This window comes from Mesorhizobium sp. CNPSo 4661 (genome assembly GCF_057784215.1).
Genome location: NZ_JBWGIO010000016.1, coordinates 174,108 through 184,982, shown reverse-complemented (window position 1 = coordinate 184,982; position 10,875 = coordinate 174,108). Strand labels below are relative to the sequence as shown.

Below are 10,875 nucleotides of genomic sequence, written 5' to 3'. Positions count from 1 at the left end.
TTCAACCTTGACCGCCGCGACAACCCGCTCGCGCAAATCCATCGAATATCCAGCCATCGATGCTGGCCTCCTGCCCAGCATCGATGTTGAATCAGATCATTGCTGATTTGGGAATCCAACGACTCCTACAAATCTCATCCCGCTCTAGAGCATGATCCCGAAAAGTGGGAACCGGTTTTCGGAAAGGATCATGCTCCAACAAACATGATCCCGAAAAGTGGGAACCGGTTTTCGGAGAAGATCATGCTCCAACAAACATGATCCCGAAAAGTGGGAACCGGTTTTCGGGGAAGATCATGCTCCAACAACAAGTTAGCTCAGGCCGGCACGCCAAGCCCCGCCAATTGCCGCCCGACTTCGTGCCAGTCGGCGCAGACGAAATCGGCGCCGGCCGCCTTCAGCCGTGCGCCGTGCTCGGGGTAAGTGTGACCGCCGCCAGTATAGCCGATCGCGATCATGCCGGCCGCCACCGCGCCCTGGATGCCGAAGGGAGAATCCTCGATGACGATGCAATCGGCCGGCTTTGCGCCCATCTTTTCGGCGGCGTAGAGGAAGATGTCCGGCGCCGGCTTGCCGTTCTTCACCATCGATGAGGAGAAGATCGCCTCGCCGAAGAAGCGCGACAGCCCGGTCACCGACAGGCTGTGGTTGATGCGTTCGACCGAGGATGACGAGGCGACGCAGCGGTCGCCGGCAAGCGCGCTGAGGAACGGCGCGATCCCCGGCGTCGGCTTCAGTTCCTCGGAAAACAGCAGCTTGGTCTCGGCCCAGATGTCGCCGTCAGCGGCGGATGGGAATTGATGGCCGGTCAGTTCCTTGATTTTGACGATGATGTCGGACTGCTTCATGCCGATGCATTGGGCGATGATGCCGCCATGGACGCCGGGCATGCCGTGCTTCTCATAGACGCGCTCATAGGCCTTGGCGGCCAGCGGCTCGCTGTCGACGAGAACGCCGTCGCAATCGAAAATCATCAGTCTAGGTTGCGCCACGCGCTTCTCCCGGCTCCTGTGCCAATGCGCACATCGCTATCGATAAAAAGTCAGATGTTCAATAGCAGGGCGGCTAGGTCCCCAACGCTTCAAAGCTGGCGCAGCGCCTCGCTGACCGGCGTGGATCCAAGCGCGCGCTGCATGGCCTGGCGCGACTGCGCGCGGTCGGGCGTGATCCAGTTGGGCTCGGCGCCGAGGAAGCGGTCGAGGAAGGCCACGGCATAGGCGGGAATTTCCGTGGCGTTCTCGCGGTAGGACCACCAGATGCGCAGGTCGTCGGCGCATTTGTCGATGCTGGGCGCCGTGCCGAATTCCTGCTCGTGCACGGCCAGGATCGCCGACACGCAGTAGTTGGTATAGAGGAAACCTTCCGGCCAGAAGCGCACGATTTCCGCCGTGCCGGCATTGGCCTCCGTCTCGATCATTTCGGTGAGGCCGGAAATCTCGCGCGCCGGTGCCTGCCGGATCAGCTCGCGCAGCACCAGCCCGGCGGCGAAGACGATGAAGTCCGCGCGGTCTATCGCCGCGAATCGCTTCTGCGCTTCCATGACTTCGATCCAGTCGAGGAAGGCGCGTGTCAGCTTGGCCTCGTCGATCTCGAAACGAACGCCGAACGTCTCGGACACCACCTTCGCGCTGCTGCGGAAGGTGGCGCGAAACCAGCGCAGCTGCCGCAGCCGGTGACGAAGGTCCGGCATAAGCGCGAGTTCGTGCCTGAAAGGCAGATCCATGTCTCATATCCCGTTTGGCGACAGGCTAGCACAGGCGCTGCCGATGCCGAAATCGGCCAGCCGCCTGTGGAGCGTTATGGCGGCTAATATAATACATGTTGACATTCGAGGAAACAAATGTTCTCACTTTCGGGTCATCTCGCCTCCGTCCAATATGTGCCGGAGAAAGAGACTCGGGAGGAAACCGAAATGGCGATCTGGCAGTGGGCGCTGCTTCTGCTTTTTGTTGTCTGGGCGCTGCAATCGCTCGGTGTCTGGCTGCAGATGCGGCATTATTCGGACGTCTTCAAAGGTGTCACCGGAGAGTTCGAGGACGGCTTCGTCGGCGCGGGCAATTTCCGCGGACGGCTGGCCAAGGGCACGATTGCGCTCGTCGTCGTGACGCCGGATCTCATCGTGCGCCGCATGATGGTCATGAGCGGACGCTCGGTGCTGACCAAGTTCAAGCGACATGAAGAATTCGAGGGCATCCCCCTCGATCGACTCCGGTCCAACCCTGCGATCATGGGGGAGGGGGAACCCGGTGTGGCCGAGGCCGTGAAACGGGCGATCGAGCAGATCGACCGCGCGCGGTCGGAGCCGGGGAAGAAGCCGGGCCTGTCCGGCTTGAACGTAGCAAGGGCTTAAACGACACCGGCGGCCGGCTGGGAATGACCGGCAGGGGTCATAAGGAGGAGAAATGTCTGTAATTACATTATTGGCGCAGCATGCCGACCTGGCGGTGCACAACCTGCATGTGGCAGGCACCATGGTCTCGGACGCTGCCTGGCACGGCAAGCTCGGCGTCGGGCATGCCACCGATCATCTCGTGGTCCTCGCGCAGGCGACGACCGACAGCGCGCCGGTCACCGCCGACCAGCTGAAGGAACAGCTGAAGAACGTGCAGCAGGAAGAGCAGCTCGGCTGGCTGACCGCGATCGGCAAGTATTTCATCGGCATCTTCCAGAAGGGCGGCGAGGTGTTCGCCGGCTTCGTCACCGGCATCATTCCGACGCTGGTGGTGCTGATGACCGCCTTCTATGCCGTCACCGAACTGGTCGGCGAAGAGCGCGTCCACGGCCTGGCGCGCGGCGCCGGCCGCATCGCCCTGACCCGCTATACCGTGCTGCCGGTCCTGTCGGTGTTCTTCCTCACCAACCCGATGGCATACACCTTCGGCTCCTTCCTGGAAGAAAAGCACAAGCCTGCCTTCTACGACGCGGCAGTGTCCTATGTGCATCCGCCGCTCGGCCTGTTCCCGCACATCAATCCCGGCGAATATTTCGTGTGGGGCGGCATGCTGGTCGCGCTGCTCGACCTCGAGAAGCGGGGCGTCATCGCCAACGGCTATCACGTCAAGGTGGCCATCTGGTACGCCATCGTCGGCCTCGTCGTCATCCTGCTGAAGGGCATCCTGACCGAGCGCATCACGGCCATCATGGCACGCCGCCAGGGCGTCGAGCTCTAAGGGCGGGAGGACACCATGGCCAAGACATACAAGGCAGTAAAGATTTCGAAGGGGTCCACCGGTTGGGGCGGCCCACTGGTCATCGAACCGACCGAACAGCGCAGCAAGGTCGTGTCGGTAACCGGCGGCGGCATCCATCCAGTGGCGCAGCTCATCGCCGACATGACCGGCGCCGAGGCCGTCGACGGGTTCAAGGCGCCGCCGATCGAAAGCGAGATGGCGGTCGTCGTCGTCGACTGCGGCGGCACCGCGCGCTGCGGCGTCTATCCGCGCAAGCGCATCCCGACCGTCAACCTGACGCCGGTCGGCCAGGCGGGTCCGCTCGCCCAGTTCATCACGGAAGACATCTACGTTTCGGGCGTGAAGCCGGCCAACGTCACGATGGCGGACGGATCCGAAGCGGTCACCACTGCGGGGGGAGCAGCATCGATGAGTTCAAACAACAACACTGCATCCAGGGCGGCCGAGCCGCTGCCGAGCGAAGGCGGGATGATCGGCCTGATCAGCTCGATCGGCCGTGTCATGGGCCGTGTCGTCGGCATCTTCTTCAACTCCGGCCGCCGCACCATCGATCAGGTGATCCGCAACGTGCTGCCCTTCATGGCCTTCGTGACCATGCTGATCGGCCTCATCCTCTATACCGGCATCGGTGACGTGCTGGCACAACCGATGGGTCCGCTGGCCAACAACATCGTCGGCCTGCTGGTCATCTCGGCCATCTGTGGCCTGCCGTTCCTGTCGCCCATCCTGGGACCAGGCGCGGTCATCGCGCAGGTCATCGGCGTTGCCATCATCGGCCCGCAGATCGCCAACGGCACCATCTCGCCCGCAATGGCTCTGCCGGCGCTGTTTGCCTACAACACCCAGGTCGGCTGCGACTTCGTTCCCGTCGGTCTGGCGCTCGGTGAGGCCAAGCCGAAGACGATCGAGATCGGCGTGCCGGCGGTGCTCATCAGCCGCCAGATCATGGGTCCCGTCTCCGTGCTGATCGCATGGGTCGTCTCCCTGATCGTGTTCTAAGCCATCAAAAGTATCGAGGTTCGCCATATGTCGGTTCTTCTCAAGACACGGGTCACAGCAATAGGACCCGAAGTGGCGGACCTCGCCGAGGGCGGCGTGGTCATCCTGTTCGCGGATGGCTCGCCTCCCGAGCTGGCCGAGGTTTCCGTGCTTCACCTGACAGAGCAGGAGCCTAGTGAAGACGCGCCGCAAAAGGGCGCATCGATCACCCTCGGACCAGTGTCAGCGACGATAACGGCGGTCGGCTCCACCGCATGGAGCAAGGTCCGCGAGATGGGCCATGTCGTGATCTCCTTCAACGGAGCGACCGAGGCCGAAAGGCCGGGCGAGGTTTGCGCATCCGAAGTCGATACCGGAGCGCTTGTGGCCGCCCTTACACCGGGCGCTGTCATCACCATCGCCGCCTGATAATATCCGCGCTGTCTGTCGACGGCGCCCAAACCTAGAGTATTGCCATGGAACGCTCGACCATCGTCAGAGTGCACGAAGGTTTGCACGCCCGTCCCGCGACTCGGTTCGTGAAGCTCGCCAAGGCTTTCGAGTCCGATGTAGAGCTGGTCAAGGACGGCAAGGCGGTCAGCGCCAAGAGCTCGGTCAAGCTGATGCTATTGGCGGTCAAGGAGAACCAGGAAGTCACCGTGCGCGCCAATGGCGCCGACGCCATCGAAGCGATCGAGGCGCTGATAGGCTATCTGGAGAACCCGCGCGCCGGCCTCGACGATGAGGGCGACGCGGGCGAGGGTGGCCCGCAAGCAGCCGCGCCTGCGCCGGAGGCGACGCTCGTGGCAGCCGCGCCGACGGATGGAACACCCAAGCTCCAAGGTGTTGCCGCCAGCGAGGGCGTGGCGATCGGGCCGGCCTTTGCGCATTTTCCGCCGGAGATCGAGGGGCCGGGCAGGCGCCTGCAGGCCGACGAGATCGAAGGTGAGCTCCAGCGCTTCCGCGGCGCTGTCGCCAGCGTCCAGGCGCGCATGGACCGCACGCTAGCCGAGAACAATCTCTCCGCCGGCGACCGTGGCATTGTCGCGGCCCTGCGCGACATCGCCGCCGACGACAGCCTTACCGGCGAGGTCGAAAGGCTGATCCGTGGCGGTGACGACGCGGTCTCGGCGGTCATCGCGGCCGCGGCCACCATCGCCGCCGATTTCAGCGCGGTCGACGATCACTATCTCAACGCCCGGGCCGACGACGTCCATGCCGTCGGCCGGCAGATCTGCCTGGTGCTGCTCGGCCAGGACGAGGTCAGCCTGGAGACCATCCCGCAGGGCGCGATCCTGATCGCCGACGACATCGGCGCCTGGGATCTGGCGCGCGCGCCGCTGAAGCGCATCGGCGGCGTGATCTGCGGCCATGGCGGCGCCACCTCGCACATTGCCATCATTGCCCGCTCGCACGGCATCCCGGCGGTACTGGGTCTCGGCGACAAGGTCAACGAGTTACGCACCGCCAAGGAAGTGGCGATCGACGGTAATGCCGGGCATGTGATCGTCGATCCGGACGAGGCCGCGCGGGCAGACTTCACCCGCCGCGTCGAGGCTGCGGCGCAGGAGCGCGCCGGCCTCAAAGTGTTCAAGGGCGTGACCCCGAAACGCGCCGACGGCACGGTGATCGAGGTCGCGGCCAATATCGGCTCGCTGGAGGAGATCGAGGCGGCGCAGGAAGCCGGCGCCATGGGCGTCGGCCTGTTCCGCACCGAGCTGCTCTTCATGCGCCACATGCATCTGCCGTCGGAGGACATGCAGGCCGAGACCTACAGCGCCTTGGCCAAGGCGTTTGCGCCGCATCCGGTCATCGTGCGCACGCTCGACATCGGCGGCGACAAGCCGATCGCCGGCATCGAATTTCCCGACGAGGAAAATCCCTTCCTCGGCTGGCGCGGCATCCGCATGTGCCTCGACCGTCCCGACATTTTCAAAAAGCAGTTGCGGGCGCTGCTGCGCGCCGCCGTCCATGGCAACATCAAGGTGATGCTGCCGATGGTTTCGGAAATCGCCGAAGTGACGCGCACGCGCGCGCTGGTCGATGAATGCGCGTCCGAATTGAAGGCCGAAGGCGTGCCGCATGCAAGTTTTGACCTCGGCGTGATGATCGAGACGCCAGCCGCCGTGCTGATCGCGCCGGCGTTGGCAAAAGAAGTGGCGTTCTTCTCGATCGGCACCAACGACCTCACCCAGTACATCATGGCCGCCGACCGCCTCAATCCGACGGTCGCCAAGCTCAATGACGTCACCAATCCTGCGGTGATGTCGGCGATCGAGCTGACGGCCAAGGCGGGTGTCGCCGCTGGCATCATGGTGGGCATGTGCGGCGAGGCCGCCGGCCGTCCGGACCTGATCCCGGCCTTCGTCGGGATGGGCCTGACCGAGCTCAGCATGAGCCCTGCCTCGATCCAGCGCGCCAAGAAAACCATCGCGACCATGGTGGCCGAACGATAGCGGATTCCCTCGCGGCGGTTACGTCAGATGCGCAAGCAGGGTGGCGAGAACCGGCGTCAGTTCCTGGACGGCATTGGTCTGGGCGCAGGCCTGCCGGATGCGATCCTCCCGCACTTCGGCGGCCAGCACCGCGATCTCGAGAATGTCGGGCTCGGGCGCGCCGTCCGCCTTGGTCGCCAGTCCACAGGCAAGCACCACCGGCGCAAGGCATCTGATGTCGAGAGACCGGTCGCCGGCGATCGCCGGACCTGTCCCGACCTCGCCAGGCTGGACCGGACGGTGGTTGAGGCATTCGACGAGCAGAGCCGCGCAAGCCGCGGCGACCTGATCCGTGGATGCCGCGTCCGCCGTCGCGCCGGCCAGAAGATCCGCGTGACGCTTGCGCATCGCGGCGTGCACGGCCGAAAAGCTCGCCTCGTGAACGCGCGGATTGTCGATGCCGTAACCGGCGAGAACCGCGCGGGTCAGATAATACATGTCACGCCTGAACTGACGTTCGCCGCCGATCTGCCGGTCTTCATCGCCTTGCGGGAAATAAGCCCGCAGGCTTTTTACGGTCGTGCCGTCGACCTTGAGCGGCCGGGAATGCGGAACGAAGGATTCGGCGATCGTCAGCGCCTCGTCGACGGCGCTCGCGGCATGACCAAGCAGGCTGCGGCCCGGAAAGGGCGGCCAATTACCGGCGATATCGCGCAACGGATCGCCGGCGCTGTCGTGGCGGTTTTGGCGGATCGCGTCGCGCAACTCCCGAAGCCGATCCTTCAGGTTGGCGCGGACATCTTCGGAAATTTGTCGCAACATCGCCAATTGCCTCGAAATGCTGAAGCCGATCACGGCTTGGGGCGCCAGTCGCCCTCTCTAGATTGTTCGTCTCGATTGGTAGATCAATAGGCGATATTTAACCAGCATGCAGAATCGGCGAGGCAGCATCATCGCCGGACTTGGAGGGGAAATTGGGCAGGCGGCGGCAGGGCGAATCCGAAAACGGCAGGGCGGCTGAAGCCTCCGAGCAGGTCGTCAGCGAAAGCCGGACCGACCGTCTCAGGATCCGCGCCGCCTGGATGTATTTCGTCGAGCAGATGACGCAAAACGAGATAGCCGACGTGCTCGGCGTCGGTCGCGTCACCATCGTGCGCATGCTTGCCGAGGCGCGGGCGCGCAACGAGGTGAAGATCACTATCGAAAGCGAGCTTTTGGAGATCGTGCGGCTGGAGCGGGCGCTGGAGAAAACCTTCGGGCTGCAGCAGGCGCTGGTCGCGCCGCTCACCGACCCCAACGCCGATCCGATCCCGGCAATCGCCGCCAAGACCGGCATGTTCCTGTCCGACGCGATGAAATCGGGCATGCGGGTCGGCGTCGGCTGGGGTGTCACGCTGTTCCACACCTTGCCCTTCATCAGCGCCAAATCGCTGGCCGATTTCAGCGTGATCTCGCTGCTTGGCGGCGTCGGCGTCGCGCGGCGGGTCAACCCGGCCGAGTTCGCCTGGCGCTTCGCCCAGATCTTCCAGGGTGACGGCTATCTGATGCCGACGCCGGCCGTCGTCGACAGCGTCGAGACCAAGATCGCGCTGGTAGAGCGTTGCGGCCTGCAGGAGATCTTCGAGATGGCCGACGCGCTCGATGCCGTCCTGCTGAGCGTCGGCGGCATCGCTTCGGCCACCACCTTCTCGCGCGGCGGCTTCCTCAAGGAAGCGGACCGCGAGGCCCTGCTGGCGCGCGGCGCCGTCGGCGACCTTCTGTTCCATTTCTACGACCGCAATGGCGATCTGGTCGACCATCCCGTCAACAGCCACGTGATGTCGGTCGATGTCGATCGCCTGCGCAAGGCGCCGATCCGCATCCTCACCTCCGGCGGCGCCGAGAAGACCGAGGCGCTGCTCGGCGCCATGAGCCTGATAGCGCCGACCATCCTGATCACCGACGAGGAAAGCGCGAGGCGCATGCTGGCCGCGCATGAGGCTTAGCCAGCGAGCATAGATTCGCCGCGGACGGTTCGTGCTGCCTTCGCGCGGGATTTCGAGGATATAGATGGTCGGAGTGGCCGGATTCGAGCTTCATCCGGAGTCCGGATTCGTGACTCCTCGGTGGGAGGCCGCCTAAAGCATGTCTCCCGAAAGTGGGCCCGGTTTCGGGACAAAGACATGCTTAAAATCAAACACTTAAAGCAGGTCGCGTGAATCCTTTTTCACGCGACCTGCTTTAAGGATTCCCGCTTGGGGCATTTTCGGGGCTTTAGACCCACAGGGGATCAGGCATAGGTTCCGCAAACTCGCCAGTCACTTGGGTTCGACGAAGGCATAGTGCCGGGTCGTTACCTCTCCCCTGTCGACACGCCGCGGATGAACGCCGTCGCACTCAAGTGGCTGACATGCGGCCCAATCTCATATCTCCCCGAAGTAGCGGGCGCGGGCATGATCGTCTGACGGAGCTTCGGGGCCTAAGCCCAATGCATCCGGAATGCGTGAGGAATCGCGGGCAAAGAGCGCGAAGGCGTGGTCGCGCCGCCGGTCAGCCGCATCTCCGCGTTCGAACAGTAGCGTGGTTTGCATCTCCTCCAATCGTCGCATCCTGCCGTAAAAATCATCGTGGTCGCTCGCGTATGCCTCCGCGGCCAATCGCCAATCGGAACTCTCCAGCAATCGGTCTCTCAGCAGCCGAACGTCCCGAAGCGTCCGCGACAGGCCCCTGCCCCAGGCGGGGTCGGTAGCAGCCGCCGCATCACCGATGAGGACGACGCCATCTCGATAAGGGCTGCCGACCCATCGATGCGAACCGTCGAAACTGGCGAATGGACCTGCCTGCCTTGCTCCGTCGAACCAATGGCTGGGTGCCCCCACCTCCTGAAGTTGCCGTATCATCTCCTCAACAGAATGGCGACCTGACAGGCGCTTCGGCAGGACATCTTTGTGGTAGACGAGATAGACGCGATTGCGCTTGGGCGCGATGCGCATCGCGATCACCATGCGCCCGCCCTTGGGGTCATAGAAGAGATTGACCGTGTTTGCCGGTGTCCGCGCCTCGTCGGCGAGGAACTCCGAATAGTTGATGTCACCCTCCATGATCATGCCCGCCGTGAACAGCTGGCACTCGTCGTGCCGCACCTCGAAGCCGAGAAGCGAGCGCAGCCGTGAATCTCGGCCGTCCGCTAGAACGACCAGGCGGGCAGAGAGTCCTCTGATGTCGTCGCCTATGTGGACCCGTGGCACCTCTCCAGAAGTCACACCAGACGCCAAATGTCCGCGCCTGACCTCGGCTCCGAGCGCCTCGGCTTGCTTCAAGAGAACCGCTTGCATTTCCGAATGGGGAAACGTCATGCAGCAGGTGGCAGCCGGGGTCGTCGCGCGCAGATCCCGAATCGCAGGTGGCGAGCCATTGGTAAATGTCGAAAAGTAGGCTGTCTCGATGGCGCAGTCCTTAAGAAGCAGATCGTAAATACCCAAGCCCTTCGCCTCGAGGCTGCCCCATGGCATGAGGACTTCGCCGCGAATGCGGTCCCTGAACTCCTCTTGCTGCTCGAGAATGAGGGTTCGGATGCCGCGGCCCGCAAGGGCGATGGCCAGCGACGAACCTGCAAGCCCGCCACCAACGACGATCAGATCGTAGTCAGCACCGCCGTTTGACAATAGAGTCCCGCTGGTTTTCCCGTGTGACGTGGCTCGCAGTCGATGAATATTTGTATTTTCTAATATAATGAGCTTACATCGGTCTTAAGTCAAATCCCGGGACTTGGTGCGGTGGCTGTTGCTGATTGGCACGGAGCCGCTTCATTGCCGGCGCCGTTGGTCGACCATCCCGTCAACAGCCATGTGATGTCGGTCGATGTCGATCGCCTGCGCAAGGCGCCGATCCGCATCCTCACCTCCGGCGGCGCCGAGAAGACCGAGGCGTTGCTCGGCGCCATGAACCTGATCGCGCCGACCATCCTGATCACCGACGAGGAAAGCGCGAGGCGCATGCTGGCCGGGCACGCAGGTTAGGCAGCGGGCATAAATTCGCCGCGCACGCTTCGTGATGCCTTCGCGGGGGATTTCAAGGATTTAATGGTCGGAGTGGCCGGATTCGAACCGACGACCCCTTGACCCCCAGTCAAAAATCTCGGCCTAACGCCGCCTCACAAGTCAAAACGTTCACGCCTGCCAGACCCCTTGGTTTTCCTAGAAAGTGAGCCTATGTTAGGATGTGTTGATAACATAGGGTAACGGGCCATAACGCGTCCATTCTGTTACCCCGGTGTTACCCAGACAGGGGAA

Annotated in this window: 10 protein-coding genes and 1 pseudogene; 7 read left to right on the top strand and 4 right to left on the bottom strand. The window is 63.4% G+C overall.

Annotated elements, in window-relative coordinates:
• Window positions 1-317: 317 nt before the first annotated feature.
• A complete protein-coding gene (locus tag AC0YKC_RS24550; protein WP_488512927.1) occupies window positions 318-992 on the bottom strand; it encodes an HAD family hydrolase in 675 nt (224 codons plus the stop codon).
• An 89-nt stretch (window positions 993-1,081) separates the two neighbouring features.
• Window positions 1,082-1,723, bottom strand: coding sequence for a hypothetical protein (locus AC0YKC_RS24545; RefSeq protein WP_488512926.1), 642 nt, complete (start codon window positions 1,721-1,723; stop codon window positions 1,082-1,084).
• Window positions 1,724-1,912: 189 nt separating this feature from the next.
• Between AC0YKC_RS24545 and AC0YKC_RS24540 the strand changes: the two genes are divergently transcribed.
• Genes AC0YKC_RS24540 through ptsP form a run of 5 tightly spaced genes read left to right on the top strand, consistent with a single transcriptional unit; the run spans window position 1,913 to window position 6,625 of the window.
• The gene (locus tag AC0YKC_RS24540; protein ID WP_488512925.1) at window positions 1,913-2,350 is read left to right on the top strand and encodes a transcriptional regulator GutM; all 438 of its coding nucleotides are present in this window, start codon (window positions 1,913-1,915) and stop codon (window positions 2,348-2,350) included.
• Between the two features lie 52 nt (window positions 2,351-2,402).
• Entirely contained in the window at window positions 2,403-3,170 is a 768-nt protein-coding gene (gene srlA, locus AC0YKC_RS24535; RefSeq protein WP_320298072.1) for a PTS glucitol/sorbitol transporter subunit IIC, read from the top strand.
• A gap of 15 nt (window positions 3,171-3,185) precedes the next feature.
• The gene (srlE, locus tag AC0YKC_RS24530; RefSeq protein WP_320298071.1) at window positions 3,186-4,190 is read left to right on the top strand and encodes a PTS glucitol/sorbitol transporter subunit IIB; all 1,005 of its coding nucleotides are present in this window, start codon (window positions 3,186-3,188) and stop codon (window positions 4,188-4,190) included.
• 27 nt (window positions 4,191-4,217) lie between these two features.
• Window positions 4,218-4,598: a PTS glucitol/sorbitol transporter subunit IIA gene (locus tag AC0YKC_RS24525; protein WP_320298070.1), complete on the top strand. Its 381-nt coding sequence runs from the start codon at window positions 4,218-4,220 to the stop codon at window positions 4,596-4,598.
• Between the two features lie 47 nt (window positions 4,599-4,645).
• Window positions 4,646-6,625 carry a phosphoenolpyruvate--protein phosphotransferase gene (ptsP, locus tag AC0YKC_RS24520; RefSeq protein WP_488512924.1) on the top strand — a complete coding sequence of 660 codons (1,980 nt, stop codon included), beginning with the start codon at window positions 4,646-4,648 and terminating at the stop codon, window positions 6,623-6,625.
• Window positions 6,626-6,643: 18 nt separating this feature from the next.
• On the opposite strand, the gene AC0YKC_RS24515 is transcribed toward ptsP, so the two are convergent.
• The gene (locus tag AC0YKC_RS24515; RefSeq protein WP_488512923.1) at window positions 6,644-7,426 is read right to left on the bottom strand and encodes a hypothetical protein; all 783 of its coding nucleotides are present in this window, start codon (window positions 7,424-7,426) and stop codon (window positions 6,644-6,646) included.
• Between the two features lie 152 nt (window positions 7,427-7,578).
• Between AC0YKC_RS24515 and AC0YKC_RS24510 the strand changes: the two genes are divergently transcribed.
• Window positions 7,579-8,589: a sugar-binding transcriptional regulator gene (locus AC0YKC_RS24510; RefSeq protein WP_488512922.1), complete on the top strand. Its 1,011-nt coding sequence runs from the start codon at window positions 7,579-7,581 to the stop codon at window positions 8,587-8,589.
• 417 nt (window positions 8,590-9,006) lie between these two features.
• On the opposite strand, the gene AC0YKC_RS24505 is transcribed toward AC0YKC_RS24510, so the two are convergent.
• Entirely contained in the window at window positions 9,007-10,248 is a 1,242-nt protein-coding gene (locus AC0YKC_RS24505) for an FAD-dependent oxidoreductase (RefSeq protein WP_320298066.1), read from the bottom strand.
• Window positions 10,249-10,404: 156 nt separating this feature from the next.
• On the opposite strand from AC0YKC_RS24505, the pseudogene AC0YKC_RS24500 reads away from it, so the two are divergent.
• Window positions 10,405-10,602: pseudogene (locus AC0YKC_RS24500) on the top strand (sugar-binding domain-containing protein); the annotation flags it as partial.
• Window positions 10,603-10,875 lie beyond the last annotated feature (273 nt).